Origin of the sequence: Streptomyces sp. NPDC046465 (assembly GCF_040646035.1) — a bacterium.
In the GTDB taxonomy this organism is placed as follows: domain Bacteria; phylum Actinomycetota; class Actinomycetes; order Streptomycetales; family Streptomycetaceae; genus Streptomyces.
Genome location: NZ_JBEYZK010000017.1, coordinates 195007 through 212645 on the forward strand (window position 1 = coordinate 195007; position 17639 = coordinate 212645).

Annotated in this window: 15 protein-coding genes and 1 riboswitch; of the genes, 6 read left to right on the forward strand and 9 right to left on the reverse strand. The window is 72.1% G+C overall.

Features of this window, described 5'->3' with window-relative positions:
• The first annotated feature begins 303 nt into the window (after nucleotides 1-303).
• On the forward strand, nucleotides 304-1290 hold the full coding sequence (locus ABZ953_RS26500; protein WP_361728202.1) for a hypothetical protein: 987 nt from the start codon (nucleotides 304-306) through the stop codon (nucleotides 1288-1290).
• Between the two features lie 67 nt (nucleotides 1291-1357).
• On the forward strand, nucleotides 1358-2896 hold the full coding sequence (locus tag ABZ953_RS26505; RefSeq protein ID WP_361728205.1) for an amino acid permease: 1539 nt from the start codon (nucleotides 1358-1360) through the stop codon (nucleotides 2894-2896).
• Nucleotides 2897-2950: 54 nt separating this feature from the next.
• On the opposite strand, the gene ABZ953_RS26510 is transcribed toward ABZ953_RS26505, so the two are convergent.
• From ABZ953_RS26510 to ABZ953_RS26530, 5 genes are all read right to left on the reverse strand, one after another.
• Nucleotides 2951-3505, reverse strand: coding sequence for a GNAT family protein (locus ABZ953_RS26510; RefSeq protein ID WP_361728208.1), 555 nt, complete (start codon nucleotides 3503-3505; stop codon nucleotides 2951-2953).
• Between the two features lie 49 nt (nucleotides 3506-3554).
• The gene (locus ABZ953_RS26515; RefSeq protein WP_361728211.1) at nucleotides 3555-4289 is read right to left on the reverse strand and encodes an SDR family oxidoreductase; all 735 of its coding nucleotides are present in this window, start codon (nucleotides 4287-4289) and stop codon (nucleotides 3555-3557) included.
• A 133-nt stretch (nucleotides 4290-4422) separates the two neighbouring features.
• Nucleotides 4423-4749 (reverse strand): hypothetical protein, encoded by a 327-nt coding sequence (locus tag ABZ953_RS26520; RefSeq protein WP_361728214.1) that lies wholly within the window; start codon nucleotides 4747-4749, stop codon nucleotides 4423-4425.
• 45 nt (nucleotides 4750-4794) lie between these two features.
• A riboswitch (SAM riboswitch) is annotated at nucleotides 4795-4904 on the reverse strand.
• A 77-nt stretch (nucleotides 4905-4981) separates the two neighbouring features.
• Nucleotides 4982-6340 (reverse strand): radical SAM protein, encoded by a 1359-nt coding sequence (locus tag ABZ953_RS26525; protein WP_361728216.1) that lies wholly within the window; start codon nucleotides 6338-6340, stop codon nucleotides 4982-4984.
• 206 nt (nucleotides 6341-6546) lie between these two features.
• Entirely contained in the window at nucleotides 6547-6924 is a 378-nt protein-coding gene (locus tag ABZ953_RS26530; RefSeq protein ID WP_361728219.1) for a hypothetical protein, read from the reverse strand.
• Between the two features lie 60 nt (nucleotides 6925-6984).
• Here ABZ953_RS26530 and ABZ953_RS26535 point away from each other — a divergent pair, with 60 nt between their 5' ends.
• Nucleotides 6985-8313, forward strand: a complete 1329-nt coding sequence (locus ABZ953_RS26535) for a translation initiation factor 2 (RefSeq protein ID WP_361728222.1) — start codon at nucleotides 6985-6987, stop codon at nucleotides 8311-8313.
• 37 nt (nucleotides 8314-8350) lie between these two features.
• Here ABZ953_RS26535 and ABZ953_RS26540 read toward each other — a convergent pair whose 3' ends face one another.
• From ABZ953_RS26540 to ABZ953_RS26550, 3 genes are all read right to left on the reverse strand, one after another.
• Entirely contained in the window at nucleotides 8351-8884 is a 534-nt protein-coding gene (locus tag ABZ953_RS26540; RefSeq protein ID WP_361728225.1) for a MarR family transcriptional regulator, read from the reverse strand.
• Complete coding sequence (locus ABZ953_RS26545; RefSeq protein ID WP_361728228.1) at nucleotides 8884-10347, reverse strand: MFS transporter; 1464 nt, start codon at nucleotides 10345-10347, stop codon at nucleotides 8884-8886. The genes ABZ953_RS26540 and ABZ953_RS26545 overlap by 1 nt, the downstream gene beginning before the upstream one ends.
• Nucleotides 10348-10459: 112 nt before the next feature.
• Complete coding sequence (locus tag ABZ953_RS26550) at nucleotides 10460-12565, reverse strand: tetratricopeptide repeat protein (RefSeq protein WP_361728230.1); 2106 nt, start codon at nucleotides 12563-12565, stop codon at nucleotides 10460-10462.
• A 218-nt stretch (nucleotides 12566-12783) separates the two neighbouring features.
• Between ABZ953_RS26550 and ABZ953_RS26555 the strand changes: the two genes are divergently transcribed.
• Genes ABZ953_RS26555 through ABZ953_RS26565 form a run of 3 tightly spaced genes read left to right on the forward strand, consistent with a single transcriptional unit; the run spans nucleotide 12784 to nucleotide 17127 of the window.
• On the forward strand, nucleotides 12784-15084 hold the full coding sequence (locus tag ABZ953_RS26555) for an MMPL family transporter (RefSeq protein ID WP_361728233.1): 2301 nt from the start codon (nucleotides 12784-12786) through the stop codon (nucleotides 15082-15084).
• Nucleotides 15085-15091: 7 nt separating this feature from the next.
• Nucleotides 15092-16438 (forward strand): histidine kinase, encoded by a 1347-nt coding sequence (locus ABZ953_RS26560; RefSeq protein WP_361728236.1) that lies wholly within the window; start codon nucleotides 15092-15094, stop codon nucleotides 16436-16438.
• Complete coding sequence (locus tag ABZ953_RS26565; RefSeq protein WP_361728239.1) at nucleotides 16435-17127, forward strand: response regulator transcription factor; 693 nt, start codon at nucleotides 16435-16437, stop codon at nucleotides 17125-17127. The genes ABZ953_RS26560 and ABZ953_RS26565 overlap by 4 nt, the downstream gene beginning before the upstream one ends.
• Before the next feature lie 27 nt (nucleotides 17128-17154).
• Here the strand turns inward: ABZ953_RS26565 and ABZ953_RS26570 are convergent, their stop codons facing one another.
• Nucleotides 17155-17616, reverse strand: coding sequence for a VOC family protein (locus tag ABZ953_RS26570; protein WP_361728241.1), 462 nt, complete (start codon nucleotides 17614-17616; stop codon nucleotides 17155-17157).
• Between the last annotated feature and the right edge of the window lie 23 nt (nucleotides 17617-17639).

Genomic DNA, 17639 nt, shown 5'->3' on the forward strand with positions numbered 1-17639 from the left:
AACGGCTCCGAGGGCATCGAGGGGGCAGCCCGGAGAGCACCAAAGGGCCGACCCCGAGGGCATCGAGGGCATCGAGGGCATCGAGGGGCAGAAATGCCCGTAACTGCACAGCAAATGACCATTCGCCGCGCCGTGTTGACACAACAAGGTCATAAAAGTCTTACGAATGGGCTTGGAACCGGAAGGGCCGGATCTACACTGTCCGCCGAGTCACACCGTCAACTCCCTTAACAAACCGGTTGGTCGACCTCTCCCACTCCCTCCCCCTCACCTCCCTCTTCTCCCAACTGAGGACTCATGCCCATGGCGTTAGGCCGCCCGGTGTACCACCCGGCAGGCCACGACGAAGCGCTGCGCGGGGTGCTCCAGGACCTCAGGACCGGTCGCTGGGTCTCCACGCGCAACCTGCTGACCGACACACCCGACTGGGGACTGTGGACGCAGCGCACGCAGATCCTGGGAGCCGCCGTCGCCGGCTCCGACGTAGTGCACGCCTGGCGCGCCGAGGAGCCGCGCAGCACCTCGGCGGCCGTCCTGCACGCCCGGGTCCTGGTGGAGCGCGCCCTGCGCGCCCATCGCTCGGGGCACCGGCGGACCAACGACCTGTGGCGCGATGCCGTCTCCGCGTGCGGTGCCGCGTCCGCCCTGTCGCCCGAGGACCCCGTGCCCTGGATCTGCCTGCTCTCCCTGGCCCAGCTCGACGTCGGCCAGCGGTGGGACGAGCACCGCCAGGCACCTCCCGAGCCGATGCTCTTCCCCGGCCCCTGGCAGCTGCTCGCCGAGGCCGACAAGCGGGATCCGGGCAACCGCGAGGCGTACCACCGGATGCTGCAGTTCGTGTACGGGCGCCGTGCGCGGGGCCCGCTCACCGAGGCGTACAACTTCGTGCAGTGGGCCTCGGCATCGGCTCCCGCCGGCTCCGCGCTGCACCTGCTGCCCCTGTACGTACGGGTCGAGCGCTACCGCAGGGAGTCCGGCCAGGAACAGGCCCTCGACCTGCACTGGATATCCGAGGACGCCACGCGCGCCGCGCTGCTCGCCCTGCAGCTCTGGTTCGACCACACGACGCCCGCCGCGACCTCGCTCCTCGACCTCAACCACCTGGCGCACGCGCTGTGGGGCGCGCACCAGTTCCACGACGCGTCGCGGGTGTTCCAGGCCCTCGACCCGTTCTTCACCACGGTCCCGTGGACCTACCGCACCCACTCCCCCGGCGACGCGGACGCCGCCGCCGAGGTCTTCGTCCAGGCCCGCACCCGCTGTTTCAGCGCCTCCCGCGGCCCGGGCTAGCCCCGCGGGCCGCCCGGCCCCGCACCCCCGACCCCCTTCACCCCCGCTCCCCACCGGAGGCCCCACCGTGTCCCGCACCACCTGGTCGTCGTCGAGCACCGCCCCCGCGCCCGCGCCACCACATCAGGACGAGGAAGAGCGACTCAGAGAGCTCGGCTACCAGCCCGTGCTGGCCCGCCGCATGGGCGGCTTCGGCAACTTCGCCATCAGCTTCTCCGTCATCTCCATCCTGTCCGGCTGCATGACGCTGTACGGCTTCGGCATGGGCGCGGGCGGCCCCGCGGTGATGCTCTGGGGCTGGGCGGGCGTCGGCCTCTTCGTGCTCTGCGTGGGCATGGCGCTCGCCGAGGTCACCAGCGCGTACCCGACGTCGGGCGCCCTCTACTACATGGCCGACCGGCTCGGCGGCCGCCGCTGGGGCTGGTACACGGGCTGGCTGAACCTGCTTGGGCTGCTCGGCGCGATAGCGGGCATCGACTACGGCGCCGCGCTCTTCACCGGCGCGTTCCTGAACCTGAAGTTCGGCTTCACGCCGACCACCGAGAAGACCTTCCTGATCTTCCTGGGCATCCTGCTCCTGCACGCCGTCCTGAACCTCTTCAACGTGCGCCTGGTCAGCCTGCTCAACTCGATCAGCGTCTGGTGGCACGTCGCCGGCGTCACCGTGATCGTCGGCGTCCTCGCGATCGTGCCCGACCACCACCAGTCGCCGTCGACCGTCTTCGGCACGTTCGTGAACGACACGGGCTGGGACAACCCGCTCTACGTGACGGCGATCGGCCTGCTCCTCGCCCAGTACACCTTCTGCGGCTACGACGCCTCCGCGCACCTGTCGGAGGAGACCTCCAACGCCTCGGTCTCCGCGGCGCGCGGCATCGTGCGCGCCATCTGGGCCTCGTGGATCGCCGGTTTCGTCCTGCTCGCCGGGCTGAGCTTCGCCATCCAGGACTACGTGGGCGCCCAGAAGAGCGCCACCGGGGTGCCGCCCGCGCAGATCATGATCGACGCGATCGGCGAGTCCGGGGCGACGGCGCTGCTGCTCATCGTGATCGTGGCCCAGCTGTTCTGCGGCAACGCCGAGACGGCCGCGGCCAGCCGCATGGTGTTCGCCTTCAGCCGTGACAACGCGCTGCCCGGCTCGGCCCTCTGGCGCAAGGTCAGCTCCCGCACCCAGGTCCCGGTGCCCGCGGTGTGGCTGTCGGTGGGCCTGGCCGCGGTCATCGCGCTGCCCTCCCTCTACTCGACGACGGCGTACACGGCGGTCACCGCCATCAACGTCATCGGCATCACCCCCGCGTACGCCATCCCGATCTTCCTGCGCCTTCGCGCGGGCGACCGTTTCCAGCCGGGCCCCTGGAACCTGGGCCGCTGGAGCAAGCCGGTCGGCTGGATCGCGGTCATCTGGGTGGCGTTCGTGACGGTCCTGTTCTGCCTGCCGCAGGCCTCGCCGGTGACGGTCGACTCGATGAACTACGCCTCGATCGCGCTCGTCGCGGTGCTGCTCCTTGCCACCGTGTGGTGGTTCGTGGCGCGCCGCTCGTACAGCACCCCGCAGGCGTACGGCTCGGACCGCGAGCAGGCCGAGGTCGCGGAGAACATCGTCTGACCCGAGAGTCTGATCAGAGAGGGGACTCCGGACGCCCCCCCGGCCCCATCCCCGCTACATCGGGCGGTCGTTGAGGATCTTCTGGAAGAGGCGGTGGTCGCGCCAGGCGCCGTTGATGTACAAGTAGCCCGGCGCGACCCCGTACTCCTCGAAACCGCACTTCGCGAGCACGCGCTGCGAGGCGGTGTTGTCGAGCAGGGTGCATGCCTCGACGCGGTGCAGGCCGAGCCGGGCGTCCGCCGCCTCGCAGACGAACCGCGTGGCGGCGGAGGCCAGGCCGAGGCCCAGGTGCTCCCCGTCGATCCAGTAGCCGAGGCTGGCGCTGCGGGCCGGGCCCAGCACGATGTTCGTCAGCCCGGCGTGGCCGACGATCTCCCCGTCGCTCTCGAGCAGCCAGTGCGCGGCCCGGCCCGCCCTGTCCTCCTCCAACTGCCCGCGGACTCGCTCCGCCTGGCCTTCCGTGGTGTAGAAGGAGGCCGCCCGGTACGGCTCCGTGGGCGCGAGGTGGACGCGGTTGCGCCGGTGGGACCGGGCCAGCGCCTCCGCGTCCTTCAGGGCGGACGGCCGGATGACGACGCCGGGGGCGAGGGCGACGGATTCAGTGATCATGCCTACATCGTACGAAGGTTCGATCCGAATCCGCAGCCGCGGGGAGAGATCAGCGGCCGCCCGACACCCTCAGGACCGTGCCCGTCGCGTACGAGGCGTCGTCCGAGAGCAGCCAGGAGACGGCCCCCGCGACCTCCGAGGGCTGACCGGAGCGCCCCATGGGAATGCCCGCCGCGAGCTTCGCGGGACGCTGGGGGTCGGCGTGGAACTCGGTCCAGATGACGCCGGGGGCAACGGCGTTGACGCGGATGCCGTCCTCCGCGACCTCCTTGGACAGGCCGACCGTCAGCGTGTCGACGGCGCCCTTGGCGGCGGCGTAGTGCACGTACTCGCCGGGACCTCCGAGAGTGGCCGCGACAGACGAGATGTTCACGATCGCGCCGCCTCCGCGGGCCTTCATGTCCCGCACCGCGCGCCGGGCGCAGAGCAGGTATCCGAGGACGTTCACCTCGAGCGCCCGGCGCATGCCCTCGGCGTCGGCCTCGGCGAGGGGGCCGACGGGGCCGCCCACACCGGCGTTGTTGACGAGAGCGGTGACCGGGCCGAGCTCGGCCGCCGCGGTGTCGAAGAGGCGGTCGACGTCGGCCTCGTCGGCGGTGTCGACCTGGACGGTGACGCAGCGGCGACCGGCGGCGCGGACCGTCGCGGCGACCTCGTCGGCGGCCGTCGCGTTCGAGCGGTAGCCGATGACGACATCGTGGCCGTCCTCGGCGAGACGGACGCAGACAGCGGCGCCGATACCGCGGCTGCCGCCGGTGACGACGGTGACGGGGTGGTGCTGCACGGGGGACCTCCGGCTCTGGGTGGCTGACTGTCGCGCCGCCCGGCCGCGGGGATCGCCCGCGACCGGCACGGCGTCATCCTACGAACCGGTGATCTTCGACGGTGGCGCGGGCCCTCCGGCCGACGACGCCTCGTCAGACGCCCGAGGCCAGCGGGGCCACGCACACCACCGTGGTGCCCAGGGTCTCGCACCGCAGCCTCAGCAGGTTCCAGCGGGGCTGCCACTGGGCCAGGCCCTCGTACTGTCGCAGGAGGCCGCGCAGCCGCTCCGGATCGTCGGTCCACAGGGCCGCGGGGACGCCCCTGGTCGGACCGAGCACATGGAGCGCGATGCGGCCGTCGTCGGTGACGTCGTGCGAGGTGATGAGCACGTCGGTCGCCGTGCAGGCGTCCCAGGTGTCGTGGGCACGGGTGGCGTGATCATGGGTGGCGTGGTCATGGGTGTCGGGCGAGTGCGTCATGGAGCGCCTCCGGAGTTGTGGACCCCGGGTGTCGCCGACCCCGGTGATCCGCCGTTCCCCGTGCACGTCGCACGGGGCGGGTCGTCACCCGGGGCACCCGCGACGGAGCGGGGTGCCGCCCAGCGAGCCGGGGCTTGGCGCTGGAACTCGTGACCCGTCCCGACCGTAACACGGCCTGTCGGAGGCCTGCCCGGGGTTTTCTCCTGGCCCCCGTGCAGGCCTCCGCACCGGGTTACTGGGCCGTGGTGGAGGTGATGGCATCCTCCGGAGCGGCCTGCTCCGGGGAGAGGCTGTCCATGAACGAACTGACCGAGAAGACCGCGTTGCCGGGGCCCGCAGGACCGTAACCGGGAGGCGACGACAGGCCGTTGGCCTCCATCGTCGCGCGGTACGCCTCGAGGAGGCGCACGTGGTACTCCAGCGGCGCGCCCAGCGGGTTCGCCTTGCCCAGCGGTGTCGTGGGCTCCGGGCACCAGGTGGTGAAGCGGGGCGTGATGCCGCGCGACATGAAGTACTGCAGGCCCTCGACGGTGGAGTCGATGGCCTCGTCGACGGTCTTGAAGCCGAAGGGCTCCGCCATCTCGACGCCCGCCACGAAGTTCGGGATGACGTTGCGCGGCCCGAAGACGTCGGCGGAGTCCAGGATGCGACGGTGCCACTCGTCACGGCCGACGTAGCGCTCCTTGCCGGGGCAGTAGCGCTCGAAGAGGTACGGGTCCCACACCTCGTAGTTGGGGTGGTAGATCCGCACGCCGTAGTCGTGGAAGCGCTGCACGTCCGCCTTGGGCAGCGCCTGGGCGACGACCTTGCCGATCCAGCGGCCGGGGAAGCGCTCCTCGATGGCCTTCGCGTACTGCCCGTAGAAGTCGGCCTCGTCCTTGCCCTGGAGCCGCGTGGTGATGGCGCCACCGGTGAGCGTGTACGCGGTGGAGGACTTCGCGGTGTCGTACTTGTCGATGATGGCGAGGGCCTCAAGGACCTCGTCCATCGGCTTCACGCCCGTGTAGGGGCGGCCCGCCGCCTTCTGCTGGCGCCAGTTGTGGTTGATGTCGCAGTACCCGCACTCCTCCTTGGCGCCGAAGTACTGGCAGACCCGGAAGACCGTCAGATAGATCAGGTAGCCCCACTGGATGGTGGGCGCCACCTCCATCACGGACTTGCCGTTCTCCAGCGTGTGCCGGTAGTAGTCCGGCATCGGCGGCAGGCCCACGTCGGAGATGCGTGCGCCGTCCAGGTAGAGCCCGAGGACACCGTGGTCGTCGGCGGCCACGCGGTACGGCGAGGCCGGGTTCACGCGGACCGACACGACGGTGCGGCGCAGGTCGTAGGGGCCGCCGGTGAGGACGATCTCCTCGGGCGGGCGGCGCAGGGCGGCGGCGCCCAGCTCGGGCAGGGTGCTGTGGTCGAAGGAGAAGATGAAGTACGACTTCGGCTTGACGTCACCGCCCTCGTTGTCGCTGAGCGCCGACTCGTCGAAGGCGATGCCGCCGCGCAGCAGATCCTCCTTGATGACGGCTTCCCGCGGCACGTGCGGGAACCGCTCCATGAGTGACTCGATGAGCTGGGTACGGCTCTCGCTGCGGCTTGGCATGGGCCGGGCACCTCGGATCCTGTCGATCGATCTGTTCCGACCACGCTAATACGCGGCCGAACCGTTCCGGATCCGACTCCGGTCGCAGGGCGCCTCCGCCGCAGGTCTATGCTGCGGGCCCGGTACGATCTCCGGCATGCCGCCCGCCGACCCCCACATACCCGCCCCGAAAAGCGGAAACGGGTCACGCGACACAGCCGCCCGAACTAGGATGGACACTCCCGAAGCGGGCAGCGGGCAGCGGGCAGCGGGCAGCGGGTCCCGTCGCGGCGGTCCGCGCCGCACGGCGCGGCTCCTCCCCCGGCACCGAGAAGCGCGTCCTCTTCGCCGCCCGGTCTGCCACCGCCCTGCACCGGCTCCTCGACGTCCTCCCCGTCTTCGCGGGCGACGACCGCATCCGACGCCGCTTCACCCTCGTCCCCGGCTCCGCCTTCGACACCGACGCCCTCGCGGCCGTCGAACGGGCAGGCGGGCGCACCATCCCCTGGGCCGAGGCCCTCGCCCACCCCCACGATCTGATCCTGGCCGCCAGCCCCAAGGGCGGCCTCGCCGAGCTCCGCGGACCACGCGTCCTGCTGCCGCACGGCGCCGGTTACAACAAGGCCCTCACCGCACCGGACGGCCCCGGCGACTCCGCCTCCGGCATGGACCCGGCGCTCCTGATGCCGGGCGGCCGCCCACTGGCCCGCCTCCACGCCCTGGCCCACCCCTCGCAGGTCACCCGCCTCGCCGCCGCGTGCCCTCCGGCAGCCGCGCACGCGACGGTGACCGGCGACCCCACGCTCGACCGCGTCCTCGCCTCGCTCCCCCTGCGCGAGCGCTACCGCCGCGCCCTGCGCACCCACGGCCGGAGCCTGGTCGTCCTCGCCTCCACCTGGGGCCCGCACTCCCTGATCCGCCGCCACCCCCGCCTCCCCGCCCGCCTGGCCGCCGAGCTCCCCCACGACACGTACCAGCTGGGGCTCGTCCTGCACCCCAACGAGCACAGCAGGACAGGGCGGTTCGACCTCGCGCAGGATCTCGCACCCGCCCTCGACGCGGGCCTGGTCCTGGCCCGCCCGTACGAGGAGTGGGCCGCGCTGCTCATCGCCGCCGACGCGATCGTCACCGACCACGGCTCGGCGGCGCTGTACGCGGCCGCGGCCCGCGACACCCCGATGATCGCCGCGGGCGACGGCGGCGGCGAGCTGATCCCCGGCACCCCGATGGCCGAACTCCTCGCCCGGCTACCGGGGTTGGGGCCCCTGGAACAGCCGACCACGGCTGGCTTCGAGCGCGCCGTCGGCGAGTACAGCCCCGGCTCCGCGTCCGCCGTCGCCGCGCGGGCGTTCGCCGAGCGCGGCCAGGCCGTACGCCGGTTGCGCGCGGAGCTCTACCGGATCCTCGGCGTGGCCCCACCGGCCGATCCCCCCGTACCGAACCTCCTGCCGGATCCCGCGCCGCCCTCCCGTACCCCCGCGGCCTTCGCCGTACGGGCGGACCTGCGAGGACCTCACGTACACATCGAGCGGCGGCCCGCCCGCTCCACCGCGCCCGCGCATCACCTGGCCGCCGAGGCGGACCGGGCGTCGGACACCCAACTGCAGAGCGCCGGGCTCGTGTTCCGGCGAGCCCGGCACGCCGCCGCGCTCCCCGCGCGGGGTGAGACCTGGACCGTCGACGGGTGGACGCGCCACGCACTCGCCGAACACGGTGGCGCGCGGACTGCCGCCGTCGTGCTGAGCGCCTCGTACTGCGTGCTGCGCCGGACCGGCGGCGCGCTCCTGTCCGTACGCATCGAGCCGCACCGGGACGCGGACGGCCGGGTGCTGCGCGCCGATCCCGCGGCGGTGCTCTCCGGAGTGCACGCCCGGCTCGCGGACGGCTCCGACGCGCCCGCACACCCGGTGACCGTCCGCTGCGTCGTCGCGGGCCGCCTCCACCGTGCGACGCTCGCTCCCGCCACACCGGAAGAGGGCCTGCAGGAGCTCTAGAGCCATAACGAACCAGAACGAAACGGAACCGTCGCGCCTACTGCAACAGCTTCGCCACCACGCGGTCGAGCACCTCGATGTCCTCGGCGGGCAGGGCGAGCAGGTCGTCCGGCGGAGTGGTGAGGATCGCGGTGGCGCGGGCGGCCGCCGCCTCCCCCTCTTCCGTGAGGTGGACCAGTTTGGACCTGCGGTCGGCGGGGTTGGCGACGCGTTCGGCGAGACCGCGCCGTACGAGGTCGTCGACGATGACGGTGGTGTAGGGCGGGTCGGCGCCAAGGCGCTCGGTCAGCTCCCGCAGCGTGATCGGCTCGCCGGTGAGGCGCCGCAGCGCCCTGATGCGGCTGAAGCTCATGCCGAGGGCGTCGGCGACCGCCTTGCGGCGGTTGTGACGCTCCAAGAGGAGAGTGTTGAGACCCTGCCAGACACGGGCCGCCGCCCTGGCGGTCTCGTCGCCACCGTCCCGCGGCCCGTCGTCCCGCGGCCCGTCGTCCCGCGGCCCCTCGTCCCGCGGCCCGTCGTCACGCGGGCGGTCGTGCGGGAGGTCGCGCGGGCAGTCGTGTGGGCGCTCCATCAGGCGTTCACTGTCTCCCTCGTCTCCTCCACAGCGAGCCTCTTCGCCGTGCGCTGGGCCGTTCCCCGGGCCCAGCGGCCGGAAGTGAGCGTACCCGTGGCCAGTACGGCGGCGCCGCAGCCCGCGATGATCCACCACGCCGTGCGCCCCACGTCGGTGAAGGACGCGGCGTCCGCGTGCGCCCCGCCGACCATGAGCGCACCGATGACGGCCACGCCGAGGGACTGCCCGATCTGCCGACTCGTGGAGGCCACCGCGGCGGCGACGCCGGCCTGCGAGCGGGGCATCCCGGACACGGCGGTGTTGGTGATGGGGGCGTTGACCAGTCCGAAGCCGGTGCCGAAGAGCAGGTACGCGACGATCAGCACGGCCGCCGGAAGGTGGTCGGAGAAGGTGAGCGCCTGCAGAAGGGCGCTCGCGCTGAGCGCCGACCCGGCGAGCAGCAGGGGCGTCCGCGGCCCCCGCGAGGCCACCATGCGGCCGGAGACCGGCGCGGTCAGCAGCGCCATGACCGCCATCGGCAGCATGAAAAGACCGGCGTGCAGCGGATCCAGCCCGCGCACGTTCTGCAGATACAGCGAGCTGACGAAGAGGAAGCCGCCGAGTGCGGCGAACGTGGCGACCGCGATCACGGTGGCGCCCGCGAACGGCGCTGAACGGAAGAAACGCAGGTCGATGAGGGGATCGGTGCGCCTCGGCTCGTACCACAGCAGTCCGAGGAGCGCGCCGAGCGCCGCGATCGCGCAGCCGAGCACGGGCGGTGAGGTCCAGCCGTGGCCGGGCGACTCGATGATGGCGTACGTGAGCGCCGGGAGCAGGACGACGATGAGCGCCTGGCCCACCGGGTCCACGCGGCGGGGCCGCGCCGCCCGTGATTCCGGCACGTACCTGTGGGTGAGGTACAGCGCGGCGAGGCCGATCGGTACGTTGATCCAGAAGATGGCCCGCCAGCCCGCCGACTGCACGAGGGCGCCGCCGATGATCGGCCCCGCGGCCATGCTGATGCCGACGACGCCGCTCCACACTCCGATGGCGCGGGCGCGTTGCCGCGGGTCCGTGAAGGTGTTGCTGATGATCGACATCGCCACGGGGTTCAGCATCGATCCGCCGACCGCCTGCAGGACCCGCGCGGCGATGAGCCAGCCGAGGCCGGGCGCGAGGCCGCACAGCAGGGACGCCGAGGTGAAGACGAGCAGTCCGGTCTGCAGCGTGCGGCGGCGGCCCACGCGGTCGGCGGTCGAGCCGGAGAGCATCAACAGGCTGGCCAGCACCAGCGTGTAGGCATCCACGGTCCACTGCAGCCCGGAGACGGACGTGTGCAGGTCGCGCTGGATGGCGGGCAGGGCCACGTTCAGGATGGTGTTGTCGAGGCTGACGATCAGCATGCTCATGCAGCAGACGGCAAGGACGAGCCATGGCCGTCGCCGGTCACGCCGGTCACGCCGGTCTACGTCGTCTGACATATCGGGCTCCTCGCGGGTGCATTTATTTGTGTTGTCACAACCATTATGAGGCTACAAATAAATTGCGGGAGTTGTCACGTGCGAGCCTGCCCCGCCCGTTCCGGGGGCTACGTCAGTCGAGGCCCCCGCCGCGCTCCCGCACCGCCCGTGCCGCGGTCCGGAACTCCGCCGCTCCCGCCGCGTCCCCGGTCTCCTCGGCCAGGTCGGCCGACGCGTCCAGGACGCGCAGCTCCTCACGCGCGGACTCGTCGAGGCGGGCCTGCGCCAGTGCCTCGCCGTAGAGCCGCCCGGCCTCTGCCGACCGCCCGAGGCTCCGCAGCACCCGGGCGAGCGCGAAGCCGGTCCGGGCGGTCAGCCGGGCCCGACCCATGGCCTCGGCCCGCGCATGAGCATCCGTCAGCAGCGTTTCGGCGGCGGTGAGTTCGCCGAGTTCCGTACGGGCCTTGCCGAGCAGATACGTCTGCAGCATGGCGCCGTAGGCGTTGCCGATCTCCGTATGGATGCGCGCGGACGCCTCGAACTCCGCCGCCGCTGCCGCCCACTCGCCACGGGCCGCGCCGAGCAGCCCCCGGAACTCGATGACCGAAGCGCGCAGCTTCCTCTCCCGGGGTCCGTCACCGAGGGCCTCCGTGGCCGCCGCAGCGAGGCGCAGCTCAGCCTCGGCGTCCTCGTACCGCCCCCGTTCCCACAGCGGGCGCGCGAGCTGGCAGCGCATGCGGACCAGCGCGGCGAGCGGATGCCCGGCGCGCAGCGCGGCGTCGCGTCCCGCGGCGAACGTCTCGATGACCTGGGTGAGGTGGGGGTGGTCGAGGTAGTGCGTCCACAGGGGTTCGCAGAGCGCCCAGGCCTCGTCGTCGAGTCCGTGCGCGTGGGCGACGCGCACGCAGTCGTGCAGCACAAGCCGTTCGGCCTCCAGCCAGTGCAGGGCCTTCGCCTTCCGCTGCTTGTCGCCGTCGGCGGAGGTGATGCCGAAGTCGGCGTCGGGGGTGTCCGGCAGAGCGGGGGCCGGTTCGGCGAAGGTCATCCGCGGGCCCGCCCGCAGGGCGTCGGCGCGCTGGGCCTGGCGGAGGTACCAGCGGATGACGCGTCGCCTGCCCTCGTCCGCGTCGGTACCGCCGTCGTCCCGGCGCGCCCGGTCCGCACGGCGCACCGCGTGGGCCCGGAGCAGATCGTGCAGGCGCAGCCGTCCGTCGCGTCCACGGGCCAGGAGACTCGCCCGCGCCAGCTCGTCGAGCGCGTCCTCGGCCTCGTCCTCTCCCCTGCCGAGCAGCGCGGTGACCGCTTGGGGGTCGACCCAGGGGCCGGGGTGCTCGACGAGGAGCCGGTAGAGAGTGGCGGCGCCGGGGGTCAGGTCCTGGTAGGCGGCATCCCATACGGCCTCCACCGCGGGAACTCCCTTCGTGTCGAGTTCGGCGGCGAGTTGTGCGGTCAGCCGTGCGAGCCTGCGGGTCCGGTGCTTGCGGAGCCATTCGGCGGCCACGTGGAGGGCGGCGGGCAGGCCGCCGCAGATCCGGGCGAGCTCGGCGGCGGACGCGGGGTCGGCGGCGAGCCGGGGGTCGTCGACGATGCGGCTCAACAGCCGTTCCGCGTAGGGCTCTTCGAGCGGGTCCACCGGAAGTTCCAGATCGACTCCGCCCTCGACGTCGTACAGCGTCTGCCTGCTGACGGCCACGACGACGCTCTCGGCGGACGAGGGAAGGAGCTGGGTGATCTCGGTGCCGGAGCGGGCGTTGTCGAGGACGAGGACGAGGCGCCGCTTGCCGGTCTGCTCCCAGTACTGCCTGCGACGCCGCGCTGTCGGGCCCTCCAGGAGGTCGGTCACGCCGAAGGAGCGCAGCAGCTCACCCATGACGTCCGCCAAGTCGGCCCCGCCGTCGGGGCGGTGGTCGTCGAGGTCCACGTACCGCACCACGTAGCCGCTGTCATCGGCGAGGCGGTGGGCCAGGTGCACGGCGAGGGCCGTCTTGCCGACGCCGTGCACGCCGGTGACCGAGACGATGAGGGGGCGCCCGGCTGCCCGCGGGCGGGCGACGGCGCCGAGGACGCGCGAGCGCTGGTCGTCACGGTCCTCGAAGTGCCGTACGTCGGGCGGCATCTGATGCGGCAGCACACCGTCGTCCGAGCCGCTGTACAGGTTCCGGATCTCGACGTGCCCCGCCTGGACAACCGTCCCGATCCGCGCCTGCCCGCCCACACTGTTCCGCGTCCGTTCGTCCACGGCCCAACTCTAGGTGCCGGTACGGGCGCCTGCCTCCTCTGGTGCGTACGCACCAGGACACGTGAGCCCCTGGTCCGGGCGCACCAGGGGAAGACGGGGTCGGGGCACGATGCCCGGCGGGACGCCGGAAGGGACCGTTGGAGGTGCGCGGATCTCGCGCCCTTCTCATTCACTTTCCCAGCGGTGGCTGGCCTCGCGGTGTCTGGAGTGATCTACAGATGGCGACCATTCTTTACCGGATCGGACGGTGGGCCTTCCGGCGGCGCCGGCTCGTGGGGGGCCTGTGGCTCGGGGCCCTGCTCCTCGCCGTCGTCGCCGTCGCCGTCGCGCCCGCCGGGAAGGAAGAGGACCTCACCATGCCCGGCACCGAGTCGCAGCAGGCGTTCGACCTCCTTGACGAACGCTTCCCGCAGAGCAACTCCCGAGGTGCCGAGGCCCGTTTGGTGTTCCGGGCCCCCGACGGGCAGCGGATGACGGCCGGGGAGAACAGGGCCACCGTCAAGGACACGCTCGGCTCCCTGGACGGCGGTGACCAGGTCGCGTCGGCCACCGACCCGTACAAGACCGGCGCCGTCAGCGAGGACGGCACCATCGCCTACTCCACGATCACCTACAGCGCCGACACCGCCGACCTGACCGAGACGACGAAGAGCGCCCTCGAGGACGCCGCGAGCCGGGCCGGGGACTCGGGGCTGACCGTGGAGATCGGCGGCTCGGCCCTGGAGTCGGAGGAGGGTCCTGGTGGCACGACAGAGATCGTCGGCGTGGTGGTGGCGGCGGTCGTCCTCATCGTCGCCCTCGGGTCGCTGGTCGCGGCCGGACTGTCGCTGCTGACCGCCTTCGTGGGTGTCGCCATCGCGTTCGGCCTGGTCTCGGCCCTCGCCGTGCCGCTGGGCCTGACGTCCACCGTCGCCATCCTCGCGCTGATGCTCGGCCTCGCGGTCGGCATCGACTACGCGCTCTTCATCACTTCCCGCTTCCGCGACGAACGCGCCCGGGGCTGCGAGCCGGAGGAGGCGGCGGGCCGCGCGGTGGGCACGGCCGGGTCCGCCGTCGTCTTCGCCGGGGCGACCGTCTTCATCGCTCTGGTCGGCCTGGGAGTCGTCGGCATCCCCGAACTCACCAAGATGGGCATGGGCGGCGCTGGCGCCGTCGCCCTCGCCGTACTCGTCGCCCTGACCCTGGTCCCGGCCCTGTTCGGCTTCTTCGGCCGCCGGGTACTGTCCCGCACCGCCCGCGCCGCCCGCGACGCCACCCGGCCGGGAGGCGCCGCACCGCATCCGGCACCCACCCCAGCCGACAGGTCCGGTCTCGGCATCCGCTGGGCGCGGTTCGTGCTGCGCAGGCCCGTGGCGGTCCTCGTGACGGCCGTGGTCGGCCTCGGCGTCATCGCCCTGCCGGCGCTGAGCCTCGAACTCGGCCTGCCCGGCGCCGAGTCCAAGTCGGTGGAGACCACCGAGCGCCGCGCCTACGACCTGCTGTCGGAGGGCTTCGGCCCCGGCTTCAACGGCCCGTTGACCGTGGTCGTCGACACGTCGTCGCAGTCCGAGGACGCCAAGGACGCCAAGGACGCCAAGGACGCCGAAGACGCCGAAGACGTCCGCGCCACCACGGACCTGGTCGCCAAGACCGTACGAGGAGTGGACGGGGTCGCGTCGGTCGGCGATCCGGTGCTGAGCCGCACCAAGGACACGGCCGTCCTCACCGCCGTCCCGCGGACCGCGCCGAACAGCGGCGAGACCAAGGACCTGGTGCACGCGATCCGGGGCGCGGTCTCCGGCTTCGAGGCCGACACGGGCGCCGGAATCCTGGTGACCGGCACCACCGCGATGAACATCGACATCTCCGAAGCGATGTCCGACGCCCTCCTCCCCTACCTGACCGTGGTCATCGGCCTGGCGGTGCTCCTCCTCACGGTCGTCTTCCGCTCGATCCTCGTCCCGCTCAAAGCGGCGCTCGGCTTCCTGCTGTCGGTGGGTGCCGCCTTCGGCGTCCTCGTCGCCGTCTTCCAGTGGGGCTGGGCGGCAGACCTGATCGGCGTCGAGCAGACGGGTCCCGTGATGTCACTGATGCCGATTCTCGTCATCGGCATCGTGTTCGGTCTCGCCATGGACTACGAGGTCTTCCTCCTCACCCGGATGCGTGAGACGTACGTGCGTGGCACGTCGCCCGGCGAGGCGATCGTCACCGGATTCCGGCACAGCGGACGCGTGGTGGCCGCGGCGGCGATCATCATGATCAGTGTGTTCGCCGGGTTCATCGGCATGAGCAACCCGACCATCCAGACGATGGGCGTCGGCCTGGCCACCGCAGTCGCCTTCGACGCCTTCGTGGTCCGGATGGCGATCGCCCCCGCGGCCCTGGCCCTCCTCGGCCACCGTGCCTGGTGGCTGCCTCGTATCCTGAACCGTGTGCTGCCGAACGTGGACATCGAGGGTGAGGCGCTGAACCCCCATGTCTCCGCGCCCGCCGCCGAGTCGGACGCGGCGGTGCCGCGGCACTCCGTGGGCCGGAGCTGACACGGCCATGACGAAGGTGAGCGCCGAAGGCGGCGGTCCACACCCCCGCAGCGCAGGGTGGCGGGAGGGAGCGATCACGGCGACGGCGTTCGCCGTCTGTCTGCTCGGCGGCGTGCTGCAGGACGACAACAGCGAACTGGCCCCGCCGTCCGCCGCCGCCTACGTCATCGCCGTGGTGTCCTGCGCCGTGCTGCCGATGCGGCATCGGGCACCCCTGGCTGTCATGGCCGTCACGACGGCGAGCGGCATGCTGGCGATGCCCCTGGACCTGCTGCTCAGCCCGCTCATCGTGGCCCCCTCTGTGATCACCGCCTACTCCTACTCGCGCACCGTGCGCAATGAACGGCGCGCGGTGGGCGCGGTGTTGCTCATCTCCGGGGCGCTGCTCCTCTCCTCCACCCCGCTGTTCGGGACCCTCTCGTGGAAGGACGCGAGCAGGGTGGGAGCGGTGGCGGCGTTCCCGCTGGTGGCGGGCGTGCTCGGCCGCTCGGTGCGGAACCGGCGGGCCTACCTGGCGGCCGTGGAGGAGCGGGCCCAGCGGGCCGAGGAGAGCCGGGACAGCGAGGCGCGCCGGAGAGTGGCCGAGGAACGGGTGCGCATCGCCCGGGAACTGCACGACCTCGTGGCCCATCAGATCACCCTGGCCAACGCGCAGGCCACGGTCGCCGCGCACCTCTTCGACACCCGCCCGGACCAGACCCGCAAGAGCCTGGACGAGCTCGTCGAGACCACCGGCGACGCCCTCGACGACCTGCGGGCCACGGTCGGCCTGCTGCGTCAGACCGGGGACGCCGCCGCACCCGCCGAACCGGCGCCCGGCCTCTCCCGGCTGCCCACGCTCCTGGAGTCCTTCCGCCGCGCGGGACTTGAGGTGTCGTTGCGGCAGGAAGGCCCGGCAAGGCCATTGCCGCCGGGAGTGGACCTCACCGCCTACCGCATCGTCCAGGAAGCCCTGACCAACGTGACCAAGCACGCCGGTACCGGCAGCGCCCGGGTGCGGCTCGACTGGCACCGCGACCGCGTGACCATCAGCGTCGCCGACGACGGAGGGGACGCCCGTACGGGGTCGGGTGCGGGGTCGGGTGCGGCCACGGTGTCGGACCGTCCGCCCGGTTACGGTCTGATCGGGATGCGGGAACGTGCCACCGCGGTCGGAGGACACCTCTCCGCGGGCCGACGCCCGGAAGGCGGCTTCCTCGTCTCCACCCAGCTGCCCCTGCCGCCCGTCAAGGGGGCGGCGCACCGGGCAGGGGAGGTAACAGCGCCTGCGGAGCGGGCAACTGACGCCACAACAGGCAACGTAGCAACAGGCGACGTATCAATAGGCGACGGAGAGACCGGGGGTACGCCGTGACGCTCCGGGTACTGCTCGCCGACGATCAGGCTCTGCTGCGCGGTGCCTTCCGGTTGCTCCTCGAAAGCGCCGACGACATCACCGTGGTCGGCGAGGCCGCGGACGGCAGGGAGGCGGTCGGACTCACCCGGGAACTGCGCCCGGACGTGGTGGTCATGGACATCCGCATGCCCGAGATGGACGGCCTGACCGCCACGTCGGAGATCTGCGCCGACCCTGAACTGCGGGCCAGCCGCATCCTGATCCTCACCACGTACGAGACCGACGAGTACATCGCGCAGGCGCTGCGCGCGGGCGCGGGCGGGTTCATCGGCAAGGGCATCGGCGCCGAGGACCTGATCGCCGCCGTACGGACGATCGCCGAGGGTGAGAACCTCCTGTCCCCCGCCGCGACCCGTTCCCTGGTCGCCCGATTCCTGGCCACACCCGACGGCGTTCCGCCGCACCGCCCCGAACAGCTCGACGTGCTCACCCCGCGCGAACGCGAAATGGTCGCTCTGGTCGCGACCGGCCTGTCCAACCAGGAGATCGCCGAGCGGATGTTCCTCAGCCCCTTCACCGTCCGCGCCCACGTGCAGCGCGCCATGACGAAGCTCGCGGCCCGCGACCGGGCGCAACTCGTCGTCATCGCCTACCGCACGGGACTGGCCCACGCCACCCCCGACAGCGGCACCGACCGCCCGTCGTAGCCCGCCGGTTCGTAGCCCCTGGTGAACTCATGCCGGAGGAGCGGCAGATTCGTCGATGACGGGCATGGGCTCGCCGACCGGGTGCCACGCGTCGAGGAACGCGGCCTGCCGGCTGACGTCCACGAGTTCGACGCGTGCGCCGATGCTGTCCATCCGGTGGTAGGCGAACGGCCGTCCGTACGGGCAGCCGGAGAAGTCGACCGGCAGCCCCTCCTCCTCCAGGCGCCGGGAGCCTTCCCGTATGTCGCTCGACCAGTAGCCGATGTGATCGAACCTGGCTCCCTCCTGCGTGTCCCAAGGGCTCCCCGCGGCCCCCTCGATGAGTTCGATGAAGGGCGGGCCGCCGCTCGTGAACACGATGCGGTAGTCCCACTGACCGAGTCTGTCGGCCACCGGCTCGCTCCATTCGACCCCTGCCGAGCGACGGAGGTCCCGCATCGCCCGCTCAAGGTCCGGGACCGCGAAGCACACGTGATAGAAGGCAGTCATCCAGCCATGATCGTCCATTCCAC